The sequence below is a fragment of the Photobacterium makurazakiensis genome, from assembly GCF_050336715.1.
GTDB lineage: Bacteria > Pseudomonadota > Gammaproteobacteria > Enterobacterales > Vibrionaceae > Photobacterium > Photobacterium makurazakiensis.
In genome coordinates this window covers 104,923-131,171 of the sequence record NZ_JAKJSJ010000012.1, presented here as the reverse complement: position 1 = coordinate 131,171, position 26,249 = coordinate 104,923, and the positions used below count along the sequence as shown (strand labels likewise).

Here is a 26,249-nt window from a genome sequence, read left to right as displayed (position 1 = left end):
TTTTGCGTTGATGGTAACCTTCAAGTGTCAGTTTAAAAAGGAAATCCTTATGCTTATTGTGGTTTCACCGGCGAAAACCCTAGACTATGAATCGCCTTTGGTTACGCAAACATATACCCAGCCCGAGCTTGTCGATCATTCCGCTGAGCTTATTGATGTTTGTCGTGAGCTAACACCTGCTCAGATTGCCAGTTTGATGAAAGTTAGCGATAAAATTGCAGGATTAAACGCTGCTCGTTTTGCGGAATGGACGCCAGAGTTTTCGTTTGAGAACGCGCGCCAGGCCATCTTGGCATTTAAAGGTGATGTATACACAGGTCTTGCCGCAGAAACCATGGATGAGGGTGAATTTGCTTATGCTCAGCAACACTTACGCATGCTCTCAGGTTTGTATGGTTTGCTAAAACCATTAGATTTAATGCAGCCATACCGTTTAGAGATGGGGACGAAGCTTGCGAACCAGCGTGGTACGAATTTGTATCAATTCTGGGGCGATATTATTACTGATAAGCTCAATGCGGCATTGGTTGAGCAAGGTGACAATATACTGGTTAACTTAGCCTCTAATGAGTATTTTAAATCGGTGAAGCCGAAGAAGCTTAATGGTCAAATCATCACGCCAGTCTTTAAAGATTGCAAAAATGGCACCTATAAAGTGATCAGCTTTTATGCCAAGAAAGCTCGTGGCATGATGGCTCGCTATATTCTTGATAACAAAGTTAATTCAATAGAAGCATTGCAAGCTTTCGATACGGCTGGCTACTATTTTGTACCTGCAGAGTCGACAGCGACCGAGTTGGTCTTTAAGCGTGAAGAGCAGTAATGATTGAATGAAATGAGATAGGCCTTACAGGCTAATCGCTGAATACAAAACGGGCTGGTGATCATATCACCAGCCCGTTTCTATTTAGGTCTTAATAGTTGCCGAGATTTATGGGCTTATTTTTTCGACTTTTTCTTTTTTGCGACGACTTTTTTCTTTACGTCTTTTTTCTTTTTCTTTTTCACTGTCGCTGGTTTTTTGTGTGCTGGGCGTAACCCTTCAACAAAACGCTCTGGCACTTCTTCTTTCATGTAACGGCCCACACGTTCAATCATCGATTGGTCATGTGCTTCAATTAATGAAACTGCCGTTCCTTTCTTACCAGCACGAGCGGTACGACCGATACGGTGCAGGTAAACATCTGAGGTGCGTGGCATGTCGAAGTTAATAACATGGCTCACATCTGGTAGGTCGATACCACGAGCAGCAACGTCAGTGGCTAGCATTAGGTTAATTTCGCCTTCGCGGAAACGACGAATGGTATTGTTACGTGATACCTGAGCCATTTCACCTTGTAGCCAGCAGCAGTCAATTTGCATAGAAGCTAACTGGTCACGAAGTTCAGCTAAGCGTTCACGTGTCTTCACAAAAATGATAGTACGTTCAGCTTCGCCGAGAATATCCTTCAGTAGATCTAGCTTGTGAGTCATTGAATCACAGCGGTGGTAATACTGGTGGATCTTCTTGCGTTCACGGCGTGGCGGTTCTGCGTTGACTTCAACTGGTTCAGTTAGGATCTTTTCTGAGAAGTCGCGTACACCTTTACCTTCAAGCGTTGCTGAAAATAGTTGGCTCTGACGGCGCCAGCGACATTCATGGTTGATGCGCTCAACAATTTTCGCAAAGCCCATATCGAGCATGCGATCAGCTTCATCGAGGATCAGGCATTCGATAGCACGGCAATCGAAACGCTCAGATTCAATGTACTCCATCAAACGTCCAGGCGTTGCCACAACGATATCTTGGGTTTTTCCTAGTAGTTCTGCATGTTCATCGTAAGAAATACCACCTGTAATAGTGAATACTTTTAAGTTGGTATATTTCGATAATGCACGTGCGTGATCGGCAACTTGAATCGCTAGCTCGCGCGTTGGTGTTAGTACCAAAATACGGGCTGGCCCAGGTCTTTTACGAGGAAAATCCTGAAGATGCTGAAGCATTGGCAGAAGAAACGCGGCGGTTTTTCCGGTACCGGTAGGAGCGGAAGCCAATACGTCACGGCCATCTAGCGCATGAGGGATTGCCTCGGCTTGAATAGCTGTTGGACGCTCGTAGCCAGCTTCATCAATGGCTTGCAGCAGCTCACTATCTAATTCTAATTCGGAAAAGTCTCTCACCAGTCATTTCTCCTAAGGAATAAGGCTGATACCCGTTACTACCGGTGGTTGCCGGCTCAGGCTAAATCTATAAGGGGCGGCATTATAGGCAACTATCAAGGATAAAAGTAGGAAAACTTGATGATAACCACAAACCCTGTCTACATCTTAAGGTAGAAGTCGTGAGTTAGAGCAATAAACTCGGCTGAGTATTGGCCTTGTTGATGGATCACCAACTGCTCTGTCACGGTTTCTCTCTGCTCTTTTGATAACGAGATCAGTAATCGATTCACCAGCTTTTTATCGGTAGAGCGGACTTCACATAAGCGTAAGCAGTTTAACGATATTTTGCTTGCCAGTGTAATGAATTGGCGGCCTTCATACTCGGGTAAAATTAAATTGGCTACACCTGTCTCGGATAGCAGGTGGTTGATGCTATCGAGTAAATGTTGGTGTGATAGTGAATCAGTATGGCGAGCCGTTGCTCTGGCTTGGCAGTTTGCCTGTTCGCCGCTGTTAAAGTAAGGCGGATTACATAGGATGGTGTCGATACAACCTGCAGGCTGATTTGCACACCAATCAACGATATTACCCACGAGTCCAGTCAATTGCGTTTGCCATGGTGAGTCAGCAAAATTACGTTGCGCTGCTGCAACTGCTTTGTCATCGATGTCGATAGCCAAAATCGACGGGGAATATGTTTGGGTACGCTGTGCCGCCATTAGGGCGAGCAAGCCGCTGCCTGTTCCAATATCGGCGATGATCCCATGTGGATTTAATGTGGCCCATGAGCCCAATAAAACACCATCAGTACTAACAGGCATACCACAATCATGGTCATTGATGTGGAACTGTTTGAATGTGAAGCCTTTTGCCATTCTATGCCCTGTAGCGGTAAATTTTTTGACTTACTATTATAGCCTGTTTACCTGCGAGGTGGTCATTGTAACTCGCTGTTAAATTAATGTTAACCAGTCATTAGTTCTGTTTTTTATCTTTCTCATAAGTGTTTTTTATCGGTGTTATGTTCTTGTGCGGAATCTCCAATAAGAATATATGACTGGTTTTTTGGTCTGCCATCCTTATATTGTGGTGTTTTTGACTGCTGTGTTGCTTATTGTCCGCTTTTTGGTCATTATGCTGTGAGTAAGGTCACATTCAGTTTTAACTTTTTGTGGTCAAAAAATTAATAATTCTTATAACACATGCAGACATATCATCATTAACGAGTGGAAGGTGCAGTTTGAAAAAAACACTCAAAGTAACAGACATCATGGCGTTAGGTTTTATGACCTTCGCATTTTTCCTTGGTGCAGGTAATATCATATTTCCGCCTCAAGCAGGCCAACAAGCTGGTGATCATTTAATTCCAGCCATGCTTGGCTTCCTTTCTACGGGCGTTAGCCTACCGTTAGTCGCAATTATTGCTGTTGCTGTTGCGGGCGGCTGGAAAGGCATGACACAAGATCTACCGTCGAAAGTGGCCACTTTCCTTGCGGTGATGATTTTTATTGTCATTGGCCCTGCGTTCGCAGCTCCTCGTGCTGGGCTTGTTGCCTACGAGATGGGCGTAAAACCGTTTATTACCGATGCTGGACAGCTTAGCCTAACTTTATTTTCTATTGTCTTTTTTGCTATTGCGCTGTTCCTTTCTCGCTCTCGTGGCAACTTGGTGGATTTGGTGGGTAAATTCCTAACGCCAATTCTGTTTGCTGCACTAATTGTATTAGCCGTATCTGTACTGATTAACCCGCAAGATGCAATTGAAGCGGCGAAAGGTGACTATATCGACATGCCATTTATTAAAGGCTTTGTTGAGGGCTATAACACGCTTGATGCTGTTGCTGCACTGCTATTTGGTATGGTGATTGTGGATGCTGTACGTAGTAAAGGTGTGACGGATGAAGCGGCAACACGTAAGTACCTTATTCTTGCGGGCTTAATTGCTGCTTCAGGTCTGGCGTTTGTATATATCTCGCTATTCTACTTAGGCGCAACTAGCGTTAACATCGCAGCGGGTGCGTCGAACGGTGGTGACATTCTAGCCATTTACGTTGCTGCGCTATTTGGTCCAGCGGGTCAGATGATGCTGTCATTAATCGTACTGTTAGCATGTTTAACGACGGTTGTTGGCTTGATCAGTGCGTGCTCTGAATATTTCTCGTCACTAACAAGCTGGTCTTATGAAAAGTGGGTTGTACTACTATCAGTGACGTGTTGTGTGGTAGCAAACGTTGGTTTGAATCAGTTGATTGTATTGTCACTGCCTGCATTGTTCGCGCTATACCCAATTGCAATGGCACTAGTTATTCTGACGTTTATTCGTAAGTGGTTGCCAAACCCTCAACTGTCTTATCGTGTTGTAATGATTGTTGCATTGTCATTTAGCTTGATTGACGCGGCAAAAGTGGCTGGTTTTAATGTGTCAGCTTTCCGTGTGCTACCTTTGTTTGACTATGGCATGGCATGGTTAATGCCGACCTTTGCTGCGCTTGTGATCACTTATTTCGTTGGCGCGAAAAAGAGTACTCAGCAAGAGCGACAAACGGCTTAATAATTAAGTCATGCTTAAATGCTAAAACGGGATGCCAAGGCATCCCGTTTTTGTTTGCTAGCAAATGATGTACTCAGACCAACAGGAGTCGTGTTTATAACGTCTCGCTGTATTCCGTCAAAATTTGCTCGCACCATGTTGTAATACGGTCATCACTGAGCTCAAATTGAGTGTCTTCATCTAATGCTAAGCCAACAAAGTATTCTTTATCTTCAGTTAGAGCTTTAGAAGCCTCAAACTCATAGCCTTGGTTAGGCCAATAGCCAACAAAATTAGCGCCAGTCGGTAGCAATTTCTCATGCAGCATACCCATCGCATCAAGAAACCACTCGGTATAACCTTCTTGATCACCTAAGCCAAACAGCGCCACGGTCTTACCATCAAGTTGTAACCCGTCTAATTGTTCCCACACCGCTTCCCAGTCTTCTTGCAACTCACCAAAGTCCCAAGTCGAGATACCCAGGATCAGCATGTCAAACTGGTTCATGGTACTGGTATCTGCTTCTTTGATGTTATGCAGTTCGACCAGTTCGTCACCAATACACTCGCGGATTTTCTCCGCTGCCATTTCGGTATAACAAGTGGTAGAGCCATAGAATAAGCCAATCTTCATACTGCGAGTCCAATGTGTTGCGGGTAAACAATAATAATAACGATTCTACCTAGCTTCTGGCCGCTTGACTAATATTGAGTCAAATCGGAGGCCGTTCTCACCCAATAGTAAAGAGTCGTTACTTTATTTGGGAAATCGACTACCATATAACTACTGTGTATTTATCCATGTGTTTGGTGATAATTTACCAACTCACAGTCATAGGAATATTGAGGTTTGAGTGGAAAATGATGATGTGATCATCGAGCGGTTTCTCGATGCGATGTGGATGGAGCGAGGGCTATCGGAAAATACGCTGATGTCGTATCGTAACGATCTCAAAAAATTGGGAAATTGGGTGGATGATCAGGGGCTGAGTTTAGATAGCATTTCGGTCGATGATCTGCAGCGTTATCAGCAGTGGCTGTTTGATGCTGACTATAAGCAAACATCACGTGCCCGCATGGTCTCTGCTATTCGTCGTTTATTCCAGTATTTGCATCGTGAAAAAGTGCGTGACGATGACCCGAGTGCGATGCTGGTTAGTCCGAAATTACCCCAACGCTTACCCAAAGATATTACAGAAGAGCAAGTCGATGCGCTGCTTGATGCCCCCGATCCCAATGATCCTATCGAGCTACGTGATAAAGCAATGTTAGAGCTGCTTTATGCGACGGGATTGCGTGTTACTGAGCTGGTTAGCTTGACGATGGAAAACGTCAGTTTGAGGCAAGGGGTTGTAAGGGTGACGGGTAAAGGCGACAAAGAACGGCTCGTGCCAATGGGGGAGAATGCCATTGACTGGATTGAGCAGTTTATCGAATCTGGTCGCCCTCAGTTATTAGGAGAAAAAAGCTCTGATGTTGTATTCCCTAGTCGGCGAGCAAAACAAATGACACGTCAGACTTTTTGGTATCGAATTAAGCATTATGCGGTTATTGCAGGTATTGATTCCGAAACGCTCTCACCCCATGTGATGCGCCATGCCTTTGCGACGCACCTTCTCAACTATGGGGCTGACTTGCGTGTAGTCCAGATGTTACTTGGCCACAGTGATTTGTCGACAACGCAAATTTACACGCATGTTGCTTCCGAGCGACTAAAACAGCTGCATGGTACGCATCACCCAAGAGCCTAAGCGTTTTATGTGTCTTTATACTGGTTGCTTATGATTAGGATTGGTTATAATGATAAATTCGAGGGTAAGTTTTTATTGAACTTTGAAAGTTTTTTAGCCTCTTAAGGTCTTACTCTGTATCTTATTTTATTTTGAAAGGAAATCGTCGAATGCGCTTTTTTGGCCGTACGTTACTTGCGACAGCGGTGGTTATGACTGCCTTTACAGCATCAGCCAAGCCTGATGAAGCCGCGATCACAAGTAAGCTGAGTGGTATTGGGCTTACGCCAGTGTCGATCAGTTCTTCACCACTGCCGGGTATTAATGAAGTGGTTACTGAGCGTGGCATTGTGTATGTATCTGACGATGGTGGCTATTTCCTTGCTGGGCACCTTTATCAGAACGATGGTGTACAGCCGCTAAACCTGACAGAACAAAAGATGGCGGAGCAGAATAAAGGTAAGCTAGCAGGCATGGAAGATGAAATGATCATCTACCCTGCAAAAGATGAAAAGTATGTCGTCACCGTTTTTACCGACACTAGCTGTGGCTATTGCCGCAAACTGCATAATGAAATGCAAGCCTATAATGATGCTGGTATTACTATCCGATACCTTGCCTTCCCTCGTGGCGGTGAACGTTCACGTAACTTTGGTGAGATGAGCGCTATTTGGGGGGCAAAGAACCCTGCAGAGGCGATGAATGATGCGAAAAACGGCAGCTTTGATCCTAGCGGTGTGAAACAACGTGAGGATCTTGTTCGTAAGCATTATCAACTGGGTGTTGCAATGGGCGTGAGTGGTACGCCTGCGATGGTGTTAGCCGACGGTACGATGCTACCGGGTTACCAGCCAGCCGATATGCTGCGCAAGATGCTAGATAGCAAAAGCTAATCTAATCATCCAATATGCTTTATTCGACAACCCGAGTCAGTCTGCTGACTCGGGTTGTTTTTTCTAAGCGAGACCACTTTCTGAGTAAGCATGTTGAGGCAATTTGCGTATAATGCCTAACATAAGTAAGAATTTTGACCGATTCTAATCACTGAATTCCCTGCCAATAAGATTATCCTGATGATTGAGATAAAGCGCCGTCCTGAGGCGGATACCAGCCAGTTTACTGATGCCACACATCCCTTGCTGCAGCGCATTTATGCGAGTCGAGGGATTATCAATGAAACCCTGCTTGAAAAAGGTGCTCGCCACTTATTGGGCTTTAATCAGCTGCATGGTATTCAGCCTGCGGTTGATCTGCTAAAAACGGCCTTGGCAGAGCAACGCCGGATCATTGTTGTGGGGGATTTTGATGCCGATGGGGCAACCAGCTCAGCTTTATCCGTCCTCGCACTGAGAATGCTCGGGAGTCGAAATGTCGATTACTTAGTACCGAACCGATTTGAAGATGGTTATGGCTTAAGCCCTGATGTGGTTGAGCAGGCTGCGGCTCGTGGGGCAGAAATGATCATGACGGTGGATAACGGTGTCTCGTCTATTTCTGGTGTTGCAGCGGCAAAAGAGAAAGGGATCCAAGTGGTGGTAACTGATCACCATTTACCCGGTGATACGCTGCCCGAGGCTGATGCCATTGTTAATCCCAATCTGCATGAGTGTGACTTTCCATCAAAGGCACTGTGTGGGGTTGGTGTTGCATTTTATCTTATGCTGGCGGTACGGGCTGATCTGCGTAAAGAAGGTTGGTTTGCTGCTCAAGGCATTGCTGAGCCGAACTTGGCTGAGTTATTAGATTTGGTCGCGCTGGGCACCGTGGCAGATGTCGTGGCGTTAGATGGCAACAACCGTATTTTGGTGCATCAGGGATTACAGCGTATTCGTGCAGGTAAATGCCGTCCGGGGATCAGAGCGCTGATTGAAGTTGCCAATCGTGATCCGGCTCGTTTAGTTGCCAGTGATTTAGGCTTTGCACTTGGTCCGAGGATCAATGCGGCAGGTCGATTAGATGATATGTCATTCGGGGTAGAGTTGCTGTTGTGTGACAATATTCAAGCAGCACGTCGAATGGCATCGGAGCTCGATGCCTTAAACCAAACCCGTAAAGAAATTGAACAGGGCATGAAAGAAGAAGCACTGGCGATTTGTGAGCGACTTAAGTTTAACAAACAAGATATGCCTTACGGTCTTGTGCTGTTTCAACGCGATTGGCATCAGGGGGTGATCGGTATTTTAGCCTCACGGATCAAAGAACTTTATCACCGCCCCGTCATTGCTTTTGCTGATGCAGGAAAAGGGGAAATTAAAGGTTCTTGCCGTTCTATTCCTGGCTTGCACATGCGGGATGTACTCGATTCCATTGATACCCAAAACCCAGGTATGATCCTCAAATTTGGCGGCCACGCGATGGCAGCTGGATTAACCGTGTCTGAAGGTAAATTGGATGCATTTAGCCAAGCCTTTGATGCTGCTGTACGTAAAGAACTTGATAGTGATGCATTGAAAGGTGTGTTGCTTACCGATGGTGCGTTGAATTCGCAAGAGCTTAATTTACAGACCGCTGAGCTGATCCGTGCTGGTGGCCCGTGGGGACAACAATTCCCTGAACCCATGTTTGATGGCCGTTTCCGTTTACTGCATCAAAAGTTAGTCGGCGGGAAGCATCTGAAAGTGATGCTTGAGCCACTAGAAGGTGGTGGGGTGATTGATGGTATCGCGTTTAATATTGATGTGCGCCGCTGGCCTGATGCTTCGGTACAGCAAGTTGAATTGGTATACCGTTTAGATGTGAACGAGTTCCGTGGTAATTGCAGTGCGCAGTTAATGATTGAGCACCTCTCGGCCCTGTAGGCGAACGAATACCGTACAGATTTATTTCTAATTACCAGAAATGGACGGTGTTTGTCATATTTGCAGGTAGTGGTGTGGCTACCTGCTGACAAATCAGAGTAAACAGAATATTTCAAGTTCGTAAGTTATCTGTTTCTGTGACCAAGCTAGAAAAATAAAATCACCGATAACCTTTCTTCTCCTCTGTATATTCTATCTACAATTCGATAGAATCCTTCGGTTATGATCATTTCGGCGATGAAGAGTGGCAATGTTCGAGATTAATCCAATTAAAAACCGACTTGAGGATGTGTCAGCACGTACTGATATCCTTAGGGGGTACCTTTGACTATGATGCTAAGAAAGAGCAACTAGAAGAGGTCAATGCAGAACTAGAGCAACCAGAGGTATGGAATGAGCCAGAACGTGCTCAAGCTCTAGGTAAATCACGTGCATCATTAGAAGCTGTGGTTGAAACTATCGATCAACTAGACTTGGGCGTTGAAGACGTTGCAGGTTTACTTGAATTAGCGGTAGAAGAAGACGACCAAGAAACATTTGATGAAATTGAGCCTGAACTGGCCGAATTGGAAGCGAAGCTAGCTAAGCTTGAATTCCGTCGCATGTTCTCGGGTGAATACGATGCATCAGATTGTTACATCGACCTACAAGCAGGCTCGGGCGGTACAGAAGCTCAAGACTGGACATCAATGATGTTACGTATGTATTTACGTTGGGCTGATGCGAAAGGTTTTAAAACTGAGATCATCGAAGTGTCTGCTGGCGATGTTGCAGGTCTAAAATCAGCAACTATTCGCCTTGTCGGTGAGTATGCCTACGGCTGGCTACGTACTGAAACCGGTGTTCACCGTCTAGTGCGTAAATCCCCATTTGATTCAGGTGGCCGTCGTCATACATCATTTGCTTCTGCGTTTGTTTATCCAGAAGTTGATGACAACATTAACATTGAAATTAACCCTTCTGATTTACGTATCGATGTATACCGAGCATCAGGAGCGGGTGGTCAGCACGTAAATACCACGGAATCGGCGGTACGTATTACGCACGTTCCAACCAACATTGTGGTGCAGTGTCAGAATGACCGTTCTCAGCACAAGAACAAAGAACAAGCGATGAAGCAGTTGAAAGCAAAACTGTTCGAGTTTGAGATGCAAAAGCAAAATGCTGAGAAGCAAGCCAATGAAGACTCTAAGTCAGACATTGGTTGGGGTAGCCAGATCCGTTCATACGTACTGGATGATTCCCGCATTAAAGATTTACGTACTGGGGTAGAAAATCGAAATACCCAAGCAGTACTTGACGGCGATTTAGACCGTTTTATTGAAGCCAGCCTGAAATCAGGTCTGTAACCGAATTTCGGTTAAAACATTTAAGGTTAACCCATGACTGATCAATTACAAGATGAGAATAAGCTGATTGCTGAGCGTCGCGCGAAATTAGATATGATCCGCGAGAACTGCAAAGCAAATGGCCACCCGAATGATTTTCGTCGCGATAGCCTAGCGGCAGACCTGCAGGCTAAATTTGGCGAAATGAACAAAGAAGAGCTAGAAGAAGCTGGCAACGTTGTTGCTATTGCTGGCCGTATTATGGCTAAGCGTGGTCCATTCCTAGCGATTCAAGATGTTTCTGGCCGTATTCAGGCATACGCTGCGAAAGACGTACAGAAAGAACTAAAAGGAAAGTATTCTGGTCTTGATATCGGTGACATCATCGGTGTTAAAGGTACGCTGCATAAATCAGGTAAAGGCGATCTTTACGTGAACATGAACGAGTACGAGTTGTTAACCAAAGCACTTCGTCCTCTACCAGAAAAGTTCCACGGCCTTACTGACCAAGAGATGCGTTATCGCCAGCGTTATGTTGACCTGATCGTTAACGAAGATTCTCGTACTGCGTTTATTATCCGCTCTAAGCTGGTAACCGCTATCCGTAACTTCATGGTCTCGAAGCAGTTCATGGAAGTAGAAACGCCAATGATGCATGTGATCCCGGGTGGTGCAACAGCACGTCCATTTATCACGCACCATAACGCGCTAGACATCGATATGTACTTGCGTGTTGCACCAGAACTTTACTTGAAGCGTCTAGTTGTTGGTGGTTTCGAGCGAGTATTCGAAGTAAACCGTAACTTCCGTAACGAAGGCTTATCGCCACGCCACAATCCAGAATTCACCATGATGGAATTCTACATGGCGTACGCAGATTACAAAGATCTGATGGATCTGACGGAAGAGATGCTATCGACGGTTGCGACAGAAGTTCTTGGTTCATCTGCGATGCCTTACGGCGACGAAATGGTTGAATTTGGTGGTAAATATGCACGCATGACAATGCTAAATGCAATTAAACACTACAACCCAGATCATGCAGATATCCAAGCGCTAACAGAAGAAGGTGTTCAAGATCGCGACCTAATGGTTAAGATTGCGAAATCTGTTCATGTTGAAGTGGAAAGCTTCTGGACTTGTGGTCAGCTACTTGAAGAAATCTTTGGTGAAACAGCTGAACCACAGCTAATTCAACCAACATTCATCACGGGTTACCCTGCAGATATCTCACCGCTTGCGCGCCGTAGCGATGACAACCCATTCTTCACTGACCGTTTTGAGTTCTTCATCGGTGGCCGTGAAGTTGCAAATGGTTTCTCTGAGCTTAATGATGCACAAGACCAAGATGAGCGCTTTAAAGCGCAGGTTGATGCGAAAGATGCTGGTGATGACGAAGCAATGTTCTACGATGCTGATTACATTACCGCACTAGAGCACGGCTTACCGCCAGCGGCTGGCCAAGGTATTGGTATTGACCGTTTGGCAATGCTGTTTACCAACACGCATACCATTCGTGATGTGATCCTGTTCCCTGCGATGCGTCCGCAAAACAACGCTTAATTCGAAGCGATATTGATTGTTGAAAACCACCCTTTGGGGTGGTTTTTTTTATCGCCATGATTACGTTTCTCTCCAAGCTCTCACTTATTTCAAGTTCATCACTATATTTCCAATAGTGGAAATAGTTTACTTTTTGTCCTGTTTGTCGATTTTACACTGTGATCGAATGCACAATTTCGCTATTTCCACCCAATATAAACAGAATGCCATTCTGCTATATTTTATTCTATTTGCTGCGTGAATAAGTGGCGGTTTTTTAACGTGTTTAGTGAATTGTACTGTTTTTAAAGTTAATGAATACTCATTGATTTTATGTTTCATTTGTTTAAAAAATGTAACCAATCGTCTTTCATCTTTTATTTTGCTATGTAAAATGTCGGCCAATCCTACGGTTTACAGTGGGAACAGGAAGTAAACAAGATATTAACAAGCACAACCAACTGGAGATGGACGATGAAGAAATCGCTATCAGGAAAGATATTTGTAGGACTGTTTGCCGGTCTGATTATCGGTACGGCAATTCAGTACTTGTTTAACGGCGTGACATTAATGGATACCTATGCCCTTGGCTTAGCTGAAGGTGCTGGTGGTATGTTTGTATCACTGATCAAGTTATTGGTCGTGCCTTTGGTTTATGTTTCGATTGTATGCGGTATTGTTGATCTTAAAGACATCACGGCATTTGGTCGCCTCGGTGGTAAAACTTTTGCCCTTTACATTATTAACACCATCATAGCGATCACTGCTGCATTAACTGTGGGAATGATTTTCCAGCCGGGAGCTGATGCGAACCTTGCTGGCACGGTGTCTGAAACCGTTGAGCTGACCACGACAGAAACACCCGATATATTTTCTTTGATCGTTAACATCGTACCGAGTAACCCAATACAAGCTTTTGCCAGCGGAGATATGCTACAAATTATCTTCATGGCGATCCTGACAGGTCTTGCTATTCAGGCACTTGATAGCCGTGGTGGCCCAGCGATTAAAACGTTTAAAATGGCTAACGAAATCATGATGAAGTTAGTTGGCCTTGTGATGAGCCTAGCTCCGTTTGGTGTATTTGCCCTGATGATCCAATTGGGTGCGACGCTCGATGCCAATACCTTGATGTCAGTAGCGGGTTATGTCGCCTTGGTTGTGGCAATGCTGGTGTTCTGGATTTTCTTCTTCTACCCAATGATGGTTGGTCTGACAACAGGCATCAAGCCAACGGAATTTCTACGTCATACTCGTGAGCAGATCTTGTTTTCTCTATCGACAGCAAGTTCAAATGCGACAATTCCAGTGACAATGCGAACGTTGACAGACAAGATTGGCGTGTCGAAATCAGTGGCAGGTTTTGGTGTGCCATTGGGTGCAACCATGAACATGTCTGGTGTTTCTATCTATATTGCACTGGCAACGATTTTTGTTGCGAATGCTTTTGGCCAGCCAATCAACAGTGCTGATATCTTTACACTGGGTTTGACTATTTTGCTACTTTCGATTGGTGCTGGTGGCGTACCTGGTGGCGGTGTTGTAATGGTCGGCGTATTGCTTCACCAACTAGGTTTACCGCCAGAAGGTTTGGCAATTATTGCTGCTGTCGACCGTATTAATGACATGTTCTGTACGAGTTCAAATGTTGTTGGTGATACTGCGGTTAATACGATTGTGGCAAAAAGTGAGAATGAAATCGGTGTTGAAACTCAAGCTGAGCAGCCAGAAGCTGTGACAGTGAGTTAAGTCGCAACATTGTGTTCGGAATAAAGCGCCTTCGGGCGCTTTTTTGCGTTTTGATACCACAATTTATACGAAAGTTGATAGCCAGCTATACTTACGATAGCAAACTTGTTGCACTTGGTGTTGTAGGCAAATTATTATTCGCTAAATATTTTGGCTCAAATAAGGTGCTATCGTTGAATAAAGGTTTTGTCCTTGGCGCTCGCAAAGGAAGGTGTTGATGAAAAGGGTATCGAATAAGCATAGTTCGGTATTAGGGACGTTGGTCGTCCTTGGAGGTGGTGATGTTCCTTGGGTAGCATCGCTAGAGAAGGTTGGTTGGCTATGTCATCGTTGCTATGACTTGCGTACCGCGGAAGCCTTACTGCTAGAGGTTGGGCCTTGTATCGGTGTTGTGGATCTCACTCGAGATGACTTTAGTTTAGCCGGGATCGCTGGCGTAGTTAATCGCAATAAGCAGGCTCGTTGGTTGGCTGTTGCACGAGAAGATCAGCTTAACAATGATGCGATTTGCCAGTTTATTGTCAGCTTCTGTATCGACTATTTTACTGCGCCTGTACCTGAATCTCAGCTACTTAAAACCATTGGTCACCAGTTAGGTATGCTGCAGCTAGAACGGCGAGTATGGCCTGAATTGGGTCAATTTGGTCAGCACGGGTTACAAGGTGATCAAGCCGCCATGAAAAAGCTTCGTCATCAAGTCAAGCGGATGGCTGTTGCTGATATGCCGGTGTTTGTACTGGGTGAAATAGGCACAGGCAAGGAGTTGGTTGCCCAAGCTATCCACCAAGGTTCAACAAGGGCGAAAGCGGCATTTATAGGTATTAATTGTGAAACATTAAGATCTGACTGGCTAGTTGATGATAGCCATGTACTTGGTGGAGACTGCTGCTTTAAGGTGGCGAATAAAGGCACGTTATTTCTTGATGAAATTTCATCGTTAGATGATGAGCGGCAGCAAGAGCTACTTTGCTTCCTGCAAGATGGACACTTCACTTCTGTTGGCGGGCAGCAAGTCGAGTCAGATGTACGCTTGATTGTTTCAACGCGTTATTCGTTGGAAGAGCTATTGGAAGAAGGCGCATTACGTGAAGATCTGTATTACCGGCTGAACGTATTGAGCTTAAGTGTCCCATCACTACGGGATCGCGGGGAAGATATCATCTTATTAGCGGAGTATTTATTGTTGAAGTTTTCTCGACAATATAACAGTCAGGCGAAACAACTCAGTAGTGAAAGTAAAAAGCTGTTATCCAGCTACTCTTGGCCTGGAAATGTCAGGGAGCTTATTAGTCAAATTAAGCGAGCAATTCTTTTAGCGGAAGGCAAAGAGCTATTATCGGATCATTTTGACTTACCGCGGCTGGCTGATGATAAGCAGAGCCTTAAAAAAATCAGAGAAGACTCTGAGCGTAGTGCACTGCTGAGTGTGTTGGAAAATAACAAGGGACAAATTTCTGCGGCAGCCAGAGAGCTAGGGGTTTCTCGAGCTACGATGTATCGGTTATTGAATAAGCATGACTTAGTCCCGCCTCCGCGCCATTTTCGTCAGGGGTAAATTGACGTAGCGGTATTGCTATTGCGGTGTTCAGGGTAGCTTTCTCTAAATATTAGAGTTAGTTAGGGGAATATTTCAGCTTCGCCCCAGCCAGTGGGGTTGGATACAGAAGATAATTGTTTTGTTTCTGTATTGGCAATTATGTGCTTGTTTTATAATCAGCGTTGTTTAAAATTAAACCATATTTCACATCTTCATAACTTATTACCGGAGGAACATACGATGCGACTGATATCTCTTATATGCACCTGTTCAGCCGGTGATACCTCGAAACAACCAATTCATTAACGGCAATCCGCTGTGTAAATGGGCCGCGGATCACTGTCGCGGCTAGTTAAGTTTTTACTTAAGTTGTCAGCCTGAAACGGCAGTGTTTCTCGTCCCTCAATATTAATCATTGTATGGAGAGCATCACTATGCGCCAATCAGTCTATTTACGCCTTGCAGTATTTTTTGTTCAACTCGACCTTCAGAAAGAAGATGCCGCATGGCGGCGTGAACACCGTCGAGTGAAAGTATATTTGCCACATTTATCAGAGCATATGCTTAATGATATTGGTGTTGGTAAAGATCGACGCGTTGCGAGTCATTTGGCTTCAACGCCTGCTAGCCGTAAGGTACGCCATCTTAGGCGGAAGTATCAATCGAAGTTTGCGACGTAATCGTCCCCCTCTGCTTGCGAGCTGGGGGGAGTGACAGCGTGAAGAATGATTATTGATGTCGCTAGACACGGTTCGTAACACTTACCAACGCTTTGCGACGAAAGTGCAGTAGGGTAAGCAGAAGGAATTGAGATAGAGTTACCGGACATCAACAAAGGTATTAACCGACGTTGGTTGAGCTAATGTTTTTCGCCTCCGTATATACGGAGGCTTTTTTTTATTTGTCTATTTTTAGTCAGTTGTTATGTAGCCGTTTCACTGAACAAGTTAACACGGCATCAAGCTGTTCGTTACGGGCATGGATTAGAATATTGGATCCCAACCTCTTGTAAATCGGCAAGTACGGCATCAGAGAGTGCTAAATCGATACTTTCAATATTACTTTCTAGTTGCTGTAAGTTGGTTGCGCCAATAATGTTTGATGCAACAAAAGGGCGTTGATTAACGAATGCCAGTGCCATTTGGGCTGGGTCAAGGCCGTGCTTGTGGGCAATATCGACATAGGCTTCTGTTGCTGCGATACCTTGTGGATTAAAGTAGCGGGAAAAGCGCTCGAACAGTGTACAGCGGGCCCCCTTAGGGCGTTTACCCTGAAGGTATTTACCACTCAGAGCCCCAAAGGCGAGTGGAGAGTATGCCAGCAATTCTACCCCTTCATGGTGGCTGATCTCAGAAAGACCGACTTCAAAGCTACGATTAAGCAGGTTATACGGGTTCTGGATGCTTACCACACGTGGTAGTTCATGTTTTTCAGCCAACTTTAAGTAAGACATCACCCCCCATGGTGTTTCATTTGATAGACCAATATAGCGTATCTTGCCTGCACGCACTAACTCGGCCAGCGCCTCAAGGGTATCAGTTATCGTCACACCAGAGTGATCTTCTTTATATTGATAATTCAGCTGCCCAAAGCAATTGGTTTCGCGTTGCGGCCAGTGCAATTGGTACAGGTCGATATAGTCGGTTTGGAGTCTATTCAGACTATCTTCGACGGCATCATGAATATTACGGCGATCAAGTGCCATGTTATTACGGATATAAGGAAGAGTGCGAGGGCCTGCAACTTTCGTCGCTAATACGACTTTGTCTCGGTTTCCGGTTTTTTTTAGCCAGCTACCAATATACTGTTCGGTAGCACCCTGAGTTTCTGGCTTTGGTGGGACGGGATACATCTCTGCGGTATCAATGAAATTCACGCCGCGCTCGAAAGCGAAATCTAACTGGTTATGTGCATCACTTTCATTATTTTGTTCACCAAAAGTCATAGTGCCAAGGCAGATTTTGCTCACCTCAAGAGTCGAGTGAGGAATTTTGTGGTATTTCATGAGCCCTCCTTGGACTGATTATCTAATACCAATGATAGGCAGTTAGTCTCATTTGAATATACCGTGACTTTTCTGTGGGTGAAAGTAGTTTGAGTACCCAGCCTATTGGCTGCGCTGATATCACTGCAGCCACTATGGTATATAGTTAATACAGAAACGGTGGTATCGATGGCAGGGAGAGTGTATGAAGTTGTCACAACTTAAGCATTGGAGTAAAGCCGATAATGGCTTATTGCCGATGTGTATTTTAACCAGTTATGCGGGATGCTCTGATTACTTGGTTGAAGTTGAGTTTAAAAATAAACTTGTTCCGTTAAAAGGTGATAGCGATGAAATGATCAAGTTTCAGTCGATTGAGCAAGCCAAGAATTTTTTACGTCCGCTTGGTTTTCGTTCGGTTATTTTACGGGTAACAGATCCCTATGACGAATTTTCACCCGACGGACAAGTCTCTAACTGTCGTGAGGATATGACCATTTCCTTATAGTGCTAGATAACAAAGTAACGTTCCAGTAACCCTGCCGTAAAGTGTGTTTTGAGGTAAAAACCGCGTGGTAAGGTTTTTATTGGCTGCCCATTTGCACCATACGCTTCGGTTAACGCCTTGCTATTGGCTGCTTTGGGTCTGAGTTGTAGTACTTCGCCATGGCGTGCCGTGATTTGTTCAACTCGGCCAAGTACGATCATATCCATGAGCTCTTCCCAGTCTTGTTTAAGCTGAAGCTCTTCTTCGTGCGATGGGCTCCAAAGTAACGGCGAGCCGACATGGCGATCAGCTAAGGGAATATCACGCTCCCCTTCTACAGGTATCCACAAAACTCTAGCCAGCTTATGGCGAATATGACTATTTTCCCAACTAAGACCTTGTAGCCCAATGAGTGGTGCGACACAGACAAATGTTGTCTCAAGGGGGCGGCCATTGTAACCGATTGGAATCGTCTTAAGCTCGATACCGAGCTCAACAAAATCAGGCACGGGTTTGCTGCCTGCTGTCGCACCCAAATGCCATTCTAGCAACTGTCCAACCCACCCTTTATCACGTTTTAGATCGGGGGGAGGAACGATGCCAGCGTCATGGGCGAGTTCGCCAAGTGTTAAGCCTGCAAGTGCCTGAGCTCTAGTGAGTAACTCATGCTCTGTTGTGGGTGTTGAGCGCATATTCGATACCATCGATAACGGGGGAGGGATCCTACCATAGCCAAAACAAAAGCCGAATCTGGAATTAAGTAGAAAATAACATATTGATGAAAAAATAGACGATCATTTTCGAACTGCTGTTAATAAATGGTTTTATATGCATGCGGTATACTTTTAACTTATTGATTTTATTGATCTTGATCGTGGGTTTAGGTTGGGGTATACACCAGAGAACGAGTAAAAATGGCATGATGAGGTGCTGAAAATATGATCTTTTCTAAAGATATCCACAGGATGAGCGGCGAATTTATTTAATTTTATCATTACTGACTATTTATACAGGGGTTAGCTGGCTTATTGAGCACTGTTGTGGTGGGTTTTTCATCGGTGTTGATTGTTTGTTGTGGGTAAAGTCAGGATTGGTCGATCTTTGACCGATCGATATTTTGGCTTTGCTTTATCATGATGCTTATTGCTATTTTAAGTGATGATGTTTTTTTAAGTGTTTGTTTTAAATTCTTAATTGAAGCGGTTTTAATTTTTGTATCTATGTTTTTTTTATTTCGTTATGATTGTTTTTTCAGGGTGTTTAAGGCTTCTTCACAAATCTATCCACAGAAAACGTGTATAAATGTGCCCTAGGTCTCATTCGGTTGTTTATAAAACAAACCGTGTGGGGAAGTTATCCAGAATATGAGGCTTAGGTAGGAAAAAGCGCTGATAAATTAGAATGTTTGTTTACCCATAGGGTGGTCTGTGAAAAAATCACTATTAATAAAGATTTATACTTGAGGTCGTCCAGTGATTGATGGCGATGGATACCGCCCAAATGTGGGTATTGTGATCTGTAATAGCCATGGCGAAGTATTCTGGGCTCGACGATATGGACAACATTCCTGGCAGTTTCCGCAAGGTGGCATTGATGAAGGGGAAACCCCGGAGCAAGCCATGTATCGGGAGCTCTACGAGGAAGTGGGGCTAACCAAGAAAGATGTACGAATTTTGGCGTCAAGTCGTCATTGGCTTCGCTATAAATTACCCAAGCGATTGGTTCGCTGGGACTCTAAGCCTGTTTGTATCGGACAAAAACAAAAGTGGTTTTTGCTGAGTTTAGAATGTGATGAGTCAAAGGTTAATATGCAACGCGGCAGTACGCCGGAATTTGATGGCTGGCGGTGGGTCAGTTATTGGTATCCGGTTAGGCAGGTTGTGTCTTTTAAGCGTGATGTTTACCGTCGTGCACTAAAAGAGTTCGCTGCTATGGCAATGCCGTTTAAAGAACGCAAAAAGCGCCGGGGTAAGCGAGGGTAACCTAGCCATAAAATGGGATACCCCAGCATAACGTGGGACAAGGCGAGATATGCTGACGCAACTGAGAGAAATTGTCGAAAAAGTAGCAAGTGCCCCTAATTTGATCGAAGCATTGGATCAGTTGGTTATTAGTACTTGTCGAGCAATGAAAACAGAGTGCTGTTCCATTTATATTGCTGATCATAAACGTCAGCAGTATACCTTGATGGCGACACAAGGGCTGAAAAAACCTCATCGCCATGCTGGACTGGCGTTTGGTGAAGGGTTAGTTGGGTTAGTCGGAGAGCGTGCTGAACCCATAAACGTTGCCGATGCCCGCCATCATCCCCACTTCAAACATCTTCCGGGTACGGGGGAGGAATCCTTCTGCTCGTTCTTCGGTACGCCTATTATTCACCAACGCCAAGTATTGGGCGTATTGGTTATTCAGCAGCGCCAGCAACGTGAATTTGATGAAAGTGAAGAGTCTTTCATGGTTACGCTGGCGGCGCAGTTGGCTGTTTTGTTGGCGCATGCAAAAGCACAAGGTATGTGGCTTGATCAGCATAACGGCCTGCATTTAGTTGGCTCTGCGGCCTCAACGGGCGTTGCTGTTGCTCGGGCTTGGTGGGACGATAACCAGCCAAGATTGGAGACGGTTTACCCTGCATCTTGCCTTGACCGCGAGTCTGAACAAGAGCGGTTGAGTATTGCAATTGAATTAGCCAGTGCTGAATTTCGCCGATTGAGAAAACGGTTTGATAGTGAGTTACACAAAGAAACCTTGGCTATTTTCGACCTATTCAGTCATTTGCTCAATGATCCGATGTTGCGAAAAGATTTATTTGCCAAAGTTTCTGATGGCGATTTAGCCGAATGGGCAATTCGGCAGGTGGTGGAAAGCTACTCGACGCGCTTTGCTCAAATGAAAGACAACTACCTCAAAGAGCGTGCGCATGACATCCGCGAATTAGGCCAACGTTTATTATATTTCCTTCATAATGAAAATGTTGCTGAGCATCAATGGGAAGAGCCCGTTGTATTGCTCACACGAGAATTAACAGCCGCCATGCTCGCAAGTGTCCCTAAAGGCAAACTTGCCGCTGTTGTTTCGCAAGAAGGTGCAGCGAACTCTCATGCTGCTATTTTATCGCGGGCATTAGGGATCCCGGCAATTATGGGGGTTGATTTTGTTCCTGAGAAAATCCATAACTGCCAAGTGATTGTTGATGGTTACCGAGGTGATTTTCTCGTAAACCCCAACCGACATGTATTAGCGGAATACACGCGGCTGCTGAAAGAAGAAAATGAGTTAGCCAAAGTCGTTGAAGATGGACTCGATCAACCCGCTTCGACACGGGATAATCATCGTATTCAGATCCATTTAAATGCCGGTCTGAGCGCTGATACCAGTATCGCGGTGAATAAAGGCGTCGATGGCGTTGGGCTATACCGAACTGAAGTGCCTTTCTTATTGCAACGTAGCTTCCCTTCTGAAGAAGAACAAACGCAACAATATCACTCTATTTTATTAACCTACCGTGATAAGCCAGTGGTCATGCGCACCTTGGATATTGGCGGTGATAAACCATTACCTTATTTGGCGATAGAGGAAGATAATCCTTTCCTTGGCTGGCGTGGGATCCGTTTTACGTTAGATCATCCAGAAATATTCATGATCCAAGTGAGAGCGATGCTTAGGGCAAGCATTGGTCTAAGTAACATGGATATTTTGCTGCCCATGATTTCGGGAATTGCCGAACTCGACGAGTCGATTGCTTTGATAGATCGAGCGTATATAGAGGTCGCGAAAGTAGCCCAGCAGCGTGGTGAGGTGCTCACGCGACCGCGCATTGGTATTATGATAGAAGTGCCATCAATCTTGTATCAATTGCCAGTTCTGAAGGGAAAAGTCGACTTTATTTCCGTGGGTAGTAATGATTTAACTCAGTATTTATTGGCGGTCGATCGGAACAATTCACGGGTTGCGAGTGTCTATGATGCATTGCACCCTGCGGTCTTGCATGCAATGAAGCATATTATCGATGCCAGTCGGCAGTTACAGCTACCTGTAAGTGTCTGTGGTGAGTTAGCTGGTGATCCGGTAGGGGCGTTATTATTGGTCGGTATGGGGTATCGTTCACTCAGTATGAATACCCGTAATGTCGCAAAAATTAAGTATATTCTCCGACATATTTCGTTAGAAGATATGGAGCAACTTGCTCAATATGCGCTGACAGCGACGTATGCCGATGAAGTACGTGATAATACGATAGACTTTGTTGACGGGCATGGGTTAGGCGGCTTTATCCGCGCAGGTAAGTAGGTGTAATGTTTGAAAAGATAGCGTGGCTGCCCACTGTATTTATAGGCTTTGAGTCAGAGCTGTGGTTATTTAGCCTGTGTTTGCTGCTTGGTTGTTTAGTGGGAACGTTAGCGGGTTTGCTGGGAATTGGCGGTGGTTTACTTGTAGTGCCAGCTTTAGTTTGGCTATTGCCAAAAGCAGGTATTGAACCATCACTGGTTATGCATATTGCGTTAGCGACATCATTAGCAAGTATTGTTTTAACATCAGGGGCATCAGCTCGTAACCATTATAAGCTGGGCAATATTGATTTTGGTATTGTGAAAAGCTTAGCGCCTGGGGTGATCCTTGGTGGTTTTGGCGGAAGTGTGGTTGCAGAGCTTGTGCCTGCGGAACTATTACCAAGGATTTTTGCCATAATAGTATTGTTGTTGGCATGCCAAATGTTGGCTTCAATACGATTTAGTGGTCGAAGCCCGCTACCGGGTAGTACTGGTATGTTTAGTTCTGGGTCGGTGATCGGGGTGGTTTCTAGCCTTGCTGGTATAGGCGGTGGCTCACTTACCGTTCCCTATTTGAGCTGGCACGGTATTGAAATGCGAAGAGCAATTGGGTGTGCGTCATTTTCAGGCGCATTAATTGCTGTTGCAGGTATGAGTGGGTTCATTATTGCAGGTGTGGGTGATGAAGCATTACCTCCACTGAGTCTTGGTTATGTTTATTTACCGGCATTGATAGGTATTGCTCTTACCTCAATGTATACCACGCGCTTTGGCGCGGCATTGGTCAGTAAACTGCCTACATTAGTATTAAAAAAGATATTTGCCGTCTTTTTACTGTTTATCAGCATTAAGATGTTTTTGGGATAAGTAAAGAGTAAGCACGTTGTGCTTGCTGTCGATTGAGATGATTACATGAGTCAAGGTTATTTAACGTTTCCGAATATCGATCCGATATTGATTGAAATTGGTCCATTAGCTATACGCTGGTATGGCATGATGTATCTATTAGGGTTTGCTTTTGCGATGTGGCTGGCAAATCGACGGGCAGATAAACCAGGCAGTGGTTGGACCCGCGATCAGGTAAGCGATTTATTGTTTGCTGGATTTTTAGGGGTCGTGCTTGGTGGGCGAGTCGGCTATGTCCTCTTCTATAATTTTGATCTGTTTGTCTCTAACCCGCTGTACTTATTTCAAGTGTGGACAGGGGGAATGTCATTCCATGGCGGGCTGCTAGGTGTTATTACCGCGATGTTCTGGTATGCGCGTAAGCATAACCGTACCTTCTTTAACGTCGCAGACTTTGTCGCGCCTCTTGTGCCTTTTGGTTTAGCGGTTGGGCGTTTAGGTAACTTTATTAATGGCGAGCTGTGGGGACGAGTTTCAGATGTGCCTTGGGCGATGGTGTTTCCTACCGGAGGACCTCTGCCTCGTCATCCGTCCCAACTTTACCAGTTTTTCTTTGAAGGCTTTTTACTGCTGATCATTCTGAATGTTTTCATTCGCAAGCCACGTCCTGCGGGGGCGGTATCAGGCTTGTTCCTATTCGGTTATGGTAGTTTCCGCTTTATAGCTGAGTACTTCAGAGAGCCGGATGCCCACCTTGGCTTATTTGCCGGTTGGATCAGCATGGGGCAGATCTTATCATTGCCAATGGTCTTTGGCGGTATTTTGATGATGATCTGGGCGTATAAGTATCAGCCAAAAGGAAAAGCGGCTTAGGCGTATAGCTCGATAAGTTAAGTTTTCTTGTAAAGGGCAGTCTCTATGGGGACTGCCCTTTTTCGTGTAGAATTATCACCAATTTTTATCGGTTAAATTAAGGCCAGCGGAAAGATGAAACAATATTTAGAGCTGTGTCAGCGCATCGTTGACGAAGGGGTATGGATTGAAAACCAGCGTACAGGCAAGCGTTGCCTGACCGTGGTAAATGCCGATTTGAACTACGATGTTGCTAATAATCAGTTTCCGCTGATCACGACCCGGAAAAGCTTCTGGAAATCGGCGATTGCTGAATTGCTGGGTTATATCCGTGGTTATGATAATGCAGCAGATTTCCGTCAGCTGGGTACCAAAACTTGGGATATGAATGCCAATGACAACCAAGCTTGGCTTAATAACCCTCACCGTAAGGGGGAAGATGACATGGGGCGTGTTTATGGTGTGCAAGGCCGTAGCTGGCAGAAGCCTGACGGCACTACGATTGATCAGCTCCGCAAGATTGTTGAGAATCTAACGAAAGGGATTGATGACCGCGGTGAAATTCTGACGTTTTATAACCCAGGTGAGTTTGATATGGGCTGCTTGCGCCCTTGCATGCATACACATACCTTCTCGCTGCTTGGTGATACCTTGTATTTAACCAGTTACCAGCGCTCTTGTGATGTGCCGCTAGGGCTTAACTTTAACCAAATTCAAGTTTATACCCTACTGGCGTTAATCGCTCAAATCACGGGTAAAAAGCCAGGTCAGGCTTACCACAAAATCATTAATGCCCACATCTATGAAGATCAGCTTGAGCTAATGCGTGATGTACAACTACAGCGTGAACCACTTGCGTTACCGCAGTTGAAGATTAATCCAGAGATCAAATCACTCGAAGACTTAGAGACTTGGGTCACAATGGATGATTTTGAGGTTGTCGGTTATCAGCATCATGAACCTATAAAATACCCTTTTTCTGTGTAAGTTTATTTCAGAAGGTAACCATTGGTGCAGATTGACACATTTGACTTTGTTTTTTATTTGTGATTTCTTTTTTGCTCTGTGAGTTCTGAAATAAAAAAAAAGCCCCGCGATGCGGGGCTTTTTTCGTTTTTAATTAATGGGTTATGCAGTCAGGGCTAGGATTGTACCTGGAATGGCAACAAAGACTAAACCAAGGTAGCCTGCAACAGCCGCTTTATTTTTTGTCCCAAGCTCACCGATAAAGAAAGCACCTTTCAATGGTAATTCTCGTAGGAATGGAATACCAAAGATAAGCAGGGTAGCTAAGACATTAAATACAAGGTGTACTAAAGCAATTTGTAATGCAAAGACCGCGTACTCACCTGTTACTGCCGTTGCTGCAAGCAATGCCGTGATACAAGTACCGATGTTAGCACCAAGTGTGAATGGGTATACATCGCGTACTTTTAGTACGCCAGTACCTACTAGCGGTACCATCAAGCTAGTCGTTGTTGATGAAGACTGCACCAAGATAGTAACAACCGTGCCTGACGCGATACCGTGGATTGGACCACGACCGATAGCGCTTTTTAGGATATCTCGAGCACGGCCTACCATTAAGCTACGCATGAGTTTACCCATAACGGTAATTGCCATGAAGATAATCGCAATACCAATGGCAATCATGATTAGGCCACCTGTTTGGCCGAATGATTGCAATGGACCTTTAATTGCAGAAACCGCTGGCTGAGTCAGCACTTTCATGAAATTTAACCCGTCCATGCTCATGTCGCCCGCGCTCATCATTGGCGAGACTAACCATGTTGAGATTTTATCCAGCAGGCCAAACATCATCTCTACAGGTAAGAAAATGACGACGGCAAGTAGATTGAAAAAGTCATGGATAGTGGCACTTGCAAATGCACGGCGGAACTCTTCTTTACAACGAGCGTGGCCTAAACTAACTAACGTATTGGTTAATGTTGTGCCAATGTTGGCACCCATTACCATAGGGATAGCTGTTTCAACTGGCAAACCACCAGCAACTAAACCAACGATGATAGATGTTACTGTACTTGATGACTGGATTAGTGATGTGGCGACAAGGCCGATCATTAATCCTGCAACTGGGTGAGAGGCAAATTCAAACAATGTTTTTGCTTGTTCGCCAACAGACCATTTAAAGCCGCCGCTTACCAGTGAAACTGCAACTAATAGTAGATACAGCATGAATACAAGGTTAGCCCAGCGGACCCAACGCATAGAGCTGCTCAATGGCTGTTCAGCAGTAGTGGCTTGGGTAGTCATAATCATTTCTCCATGACAGGAATATGTCGTTTTGGTTTCATTTTTTTGAAATCTGTGGGCGATGGTAGAGATCGAATATTTCAGAAATATGACACCGTCTGTCATAAAGTTAATTTGTGCTTCTTTTGTGAGCTGAACAGAAATTAATTACTGTAAAGAATATTGAACTGGTTTTTTAAGTT

General features: G+C 44.8%; 22 protein-coding genes. 16 read left to right on the top strand and 6 right to left on the bottom strand.

What is annotated here, in order from left to right; translation table 11 throughout:
• Nucleotides 1–49 precede the first annotated feature (49 nt).
• Nucleotides 50–823 (top strand): peroxide stress protein YaaA, encoded by a 774-nt coding sequence (gene yaaA, locus L4D09_RS05225; protein ID WP_428456440.1) that lies wholly within the window; start codon nt 50–52, stop codon nt 821–823.
• Nucleotides 824–939: 116 nt separating this feature from the next.
• Here the strand turns inward: yaaA and srmB are convergent, their stop codons facing one another.
• Both srmB and L4D09_RS05215 read right to left on the bottom strand, forming a co-directional pair.
• Nucleotides 940–2,160: an ATP-dependent RNA helicase SrmB gene (gene srmB / locus L4D09_RS05220; RefSeq protein ID WP_428456439.1), complete on the bottom strand. Its 1,221-nt coding sequence runs from the start codon at nt 2,158–2,160 to the stop codon at nt 940–942.
• Nucleotides 2,161–2,300: 140 nt separating this feature from the next.
• Complete coding sequence (locus L4D09_RS05215; RefSeq protein WP_428456438.1) at nt 2,301–3,017, bottom strand: tRNA1(Val) (adenine(37)-N6)-methyltransferase; 717 nt, start codon at nt 3,015–3,017, stop codon at nt 2,301–2,303.
• Nucleotides 3,018–3,382: 365 nt separating this feature from the next.
• Here L4D09_RS05215 and brnQ point away from each other — a divergent pair, with 365 nt between their 5' ends.
• On the top strand, nt 3,383–4,693 hold the full coding sequence (gene brnQ / locus L4D09_RS05210) for a branched-chain amino acid transport system II carrier protein (RefSeq protein ID WP_428456437.1): 1,311 nt from the start codon (nt 3,383–3,385) through the stop codon (nt 4,691–4,693).
• Nucleotides 4,694–4,787: 94 nt separating this feature from the next.
• On the opposite strand, the gene fldB is transcribed toward brnQ, so the two are convergent.
• A complete protein-coding gene (fldB, locus tag L4D09_RS05205; RefSeq protein WP_428456436.1) occupies nt 4,788–5,306 on the bottom strand; it encodes a flavodoxin FldB in 519 nt (172 codons plus the stop codon).
• Nucleotides 5,307–5,526: 220 nt separating this feature from the next.
• On the opposite strand from fldB, the gene xerD reads away from it, so the two are divergent.
• The 8 genes from xerD to L4D09_RS05165 all read left to right on the top strand — a co-directional run bounded on the left by xerD (nt 5,527) and on the right by L4D09_RS05165 (nt 16,036).
• Nucleotides 5,527–6,423, top strand: coding sequence for a site-specific tyrosine recombinase XerD (gene xerD / locus L4D09_RS05200; protein ID WP_428456435.1), 897 nt, complete (start codon nt 5,527–5,529; stop codon nt 6,421–6,423).
• Nucleotides 6,424–6,572: 149 nt separating this feature from the next.
• Nucleotides 6,573–7,295, top strand: coding sequence for a bifunctional protein-disulfide isomerase/oxidoreductase DsbC (dsbC, locus tag L4D09_RS05195; RefSeq protein WP_428456434.1), 723 nt, complete (start codon nt 6,573–6,575; stop codon nt 7,293–7,295).
• 180 nt (nt 7,296–7,475) lie between these two features.
• Nucleotides 7,476–9,200, top strand: coding sequence for a single-stranded-DNA-specific exonuclease RecJ (gene recJ, locus L4D09_RS05190; protein WP_428456433.1), 1,725 nt, complete (start codon nt 7,476–7,478; stop codon nt 9,198–9,200).
• Between the two features lie 250 nt (nt 9,201–9,450).
• A protein-coding gene (prfB, locus tag L4D09_RS05185; protein ID WP_428456432.1) for a peptide chain release factor 2 occupies nt 9,451–10,549 on the top strand; the annotation gives its coding sequence in 2 pieces (ribosomal slippage) (nt 9,451–9,525 and nt 9,527–10,549; 1,098 coding nt in all).
• A 33-nt stretch (nt 10,550–10,582) separates the two neighbouring features.
• Nucleotides 10,583–12,091 carry a lysine--tRNA ligase gene (gene lysS / locus L4D09_RS05180; protein WP_428456431.1) on the top strand — a complete coding sequence of 503 codons (1,509 nt, stop codon included), beginning with the start codon at nt 10,583–10,585 and terminating at the stop codon, nt 12,089–12,091.
• Nucleotides 12,092–12,544: 453 nt separating this feature from the next.
• Nucleotides 12,545–13,819: a dicarboxylate/amino acid:cation symporter gene (locus L4D09_RS05175; RefSeq protein WP_428456430.1), complete on the top strand. Its 1,275-nt coding sequence runs from the start codon at nt 12,545–12,547 to the stop codon at nt 13,817–13,819.
• A 217-nt stretch (nt 13,820–14,036) separates the two neighbouring features.
• On the top strand, nt 14,037–15,374 hold the full coding sequence (locus tag L4D09_RS05170; RefSeq protein WP_428456429.1) for a sigma-54-dependent transcriptional regulator: 1,338 nt from the start codon (nt 14,037–14,039) through the stop codon (nt 15,372–15,374).
• Nucleotides 15,375–15,790: 416 nt separating this feature from the next.
• Entirely contained in the window at nt 15,791–16,036 is a 246-nt protein-coding gene (locus L4D09_RS05165; protein WP_428456428.1) for a hypothetical protein, read from the top strand.
• A 290-nt stretch (nt 16,037–16,326) separates the two neighbouring features.
• Here L4D09_RS05165 and L4D09_RS05160 read toward each other — a convergent pair whose 3' ends face one another.
• The gene (locus tag L4D09_RS05160; protein WP_428456427.1) at nt 16,327–17,361 is read right to left on the bottom strand and encodes an NADP(H)-dependent aldo-keto reductase; all 1,035 of its coding nucleotides are present in this window, start codon (nt 17,359–17,361) and stop codon (nt 16,327–16,329) included.
• 184 nt (nt 17,362–17,545) lie between these two features.
• Between L4D09_RS05160 and L4D09_RS05155 the strand changes: the two genes are divergently transcribed.
• Nucleotides 17,546–17,848 carry a DUF6482 family protein gene (locus L4D09_RS05155; RefSeq protein WP_428456426.1) on the top strand — a complete coding sequence of 101 codons (303 nt, stop codon included), beginning with the start codon at nt 17,546–17,548 and terminating at the stop codon, nt 17,846–17,848.
• A 2-nt stretch (nt 17,849–17,850) separates the two neighbouring features.
• On the opposite strand, the gene mutH is transcribed toward L4D09_RS05155, so the two are convergent.
• Nucleotides 17,851–18,519 (bottom strand): DNA mismatch repair endonuclease MutH, encoded by a 669-nt coding sequence (gene mutH / locus L4D09_RS05150; RefSeq protein ID WP_428456425.1) that lies wholly within the window; start codon nt 18,517–18,519, stop codon nt 17,851–17,853.
• 780 nt (nt 18,520–19,299) lie between these two features.
• Here mutH and rppH point away from each other — a divergent pair.
• The 5 genes from rppH (at nt 19,300) to L4D09_RS05125 (ending at nt 24,780) form a co-directional block, all read left to right on the top strand.
• A complete protein-coding gene (rppH, locus tag L4D09_RS05145) occupies nt 19,300–19,809 on the top strand; it encodes an RNA pyrophosphohydrolase (protein ID WP_428456424.1) in 510 nt (169 codons plus the stop codon).
• A 49-nt stretch (nt 19,810–19,858) separates the two neighbouring features.
• Nucleotides 19,859–22,114 (top strand): phosphoenolpyruvate--protein phosphotransferase, encoded by a 2,256-nt coding sequence (gene ptsP / locus L4D09_RS05140; protein ID WP_428456423.1) that lies wholly within the window; start codon nt 19,859–19,861, stop codon nt 22,112–22,114.
• Between the two features lie 5 nt (nt 22,115–22,119).
• A complete protein-coding gene (locus L4D09_RS05135) occupies nt 22,120–22,962 on the top strand; it encodes a sulfite exporter TauE/SafE family protein (protein ID WP_428456422.1) in 843 nt (280 codons plus the stop codon).
• A gap of 45 nt (nt 22,963–23,007) precedes the next feature.
• Nucleotides 23,008–23,814, top strand: coding sequence for a prolipoprotein diacylglyceryl transferase (gene lgt / locus L4D09_RS05130; protein ID WP_428456421.1), 807 nt, complete (start codon nt 23,008–23,010; stop codon nt 23,812–23,814).
• Between the two features lie 114 nt (nt 23,815–23,928).
• Nucleotides 23,929–24,780: a thymidylate synthase gene (locus tag L4D09_RS05125; protein WP_428456420.1), complete on the top strand. Its 852-nt coding sequence runs from the start codon at nt 23,929–23,931 to the stop codon at nt 24,778–24,780.
• Nucleotides 24,781–24,921: 141 nt separating this feature from the next.
• Here the strand turns inward: L4D09_RS05125 and L4D09_RS05120 are convergent, their stop codons facing one another.
• Nucleotides 24,922–26,067, bottom strand: a complete 1,146-nt coding sequence (locus L4D09_RS05120; RefSeq protein ID WP_428456419.1) for a Na/Pi symporter — start codon at nt 26,065–26,067, stop codon at nt 24,922–24,924.
• Nucleotides 26,068–26,249: the final 182 nt, after the last annotated feature.

Coding starts and splice junctions, on each gene's coding strand:
- recJ (WP_428456433.1), top strand. CDS start 7,476: ATGATTGAGATAAAGCGCCGTCCTGAGGCGGATACCAGCCAGTTTACT.
- L4D09_RS05120 (WP_428456419.1), bottom strand. CDS start 26,067: ATGACTACCCAAGCCACTACTGCTGAACAGCCATTGAGCAGCTCTATG.
- mutH (WP_428456425.1), bottom strand. CDS start 18,519: ATGCGCTCAACACCCACAACAGAGCATGAGTTACTCACTAGAGCTCAG.
- lgt (WP_428456421.1), top strand. CDS start 23,008: ATGAGTCAAGGTTATTTAACGTTTCCGAATATCGATCCGATATTGATT.
- L4D09_RS05170 (WP_428456429.1), top strand. CDS start 14,037: ATGAAAAGGGTATCGAATAAGCATAGTTCGGTATTAGGGACGTTGGTC.
- L4D09_RS05155 (WP_428456426.1), top strand. CDS start 17,546: ATGAAGTTGTCACAACTTAAGCATTGGAGTAAAGCCGATAATGGCTTA.
- L4D09_RS05165 (WP_428456428.1), top strand. CDS start 15,791: ATGCGCCAATCAGTCTATTTACGCCTTGCAGTATTTTTTGTTCAACTC.
- lysS (WP_428456431.1), top strand. CDS start 10,583: ATGACTGATCAATTACAAGATGAGAATAAGCTGATTGCTGAGCGTCGC.
- L4D09_RS05135 (WP_428456422.1), top strand. CDS start 22,120: ATGTTTGAAAAGATAGCGTGGCTGCCCACTGTATTTATAGGCTTTGAG.
- ptsP (WP_428456423.1), top strand. CDS start 19,859: ATGCTGACGCAACTGAGAGAAATTGTCGAAAAAGTAGCAAGTGCCCCT.
- dsbC (WP_428456434.1), top strand. CDS start 6,573: ATGCGCTTTTTTGGCCGTACGTTACTTGCGACAGCGGTGGTTATGACT.
- L4D09_RS05125 (WP_428456420.1), top strand. CDS start 23,929: ATGAAACAATATTTAGAGCTGTGTCAGCGCATCGTTGACGAAGGGGTA.
- yaaA (WP_428456440.1), top strand. CDS start 50: ATGCTTATTGTGGTTTCACCGGCGAAAACCCTAGACTATGAATCGCCT.
- fldB (WP_428456436.1), bottom strand. CDS start 5,306: ATGAAGATTGGCTTATTCTATGGCTCTACCACTTGTTATACCGAAATG.
- L4D09_RS05160 (WP_428456427.1), bottom strand. CDS start 17,361: ATGAAATACCACAAAATTCCTCACTCGACTCTTGAGGTGAGCAAAATC.
- L4D09_RS05175 (WP_428456430.1), top strand. CDS start 12,545: ATGAAGAAATCGCTATCAGGAAAGATATTTGTAGGACTGTTTGCCGGT.
- L4D09_RS05215 (WP_428456438.1), bottom strand. CDS start 3,017: ATGGCAAAAGGCTTCACATTCAAACAGTTCCACATCAATGACCATGAT.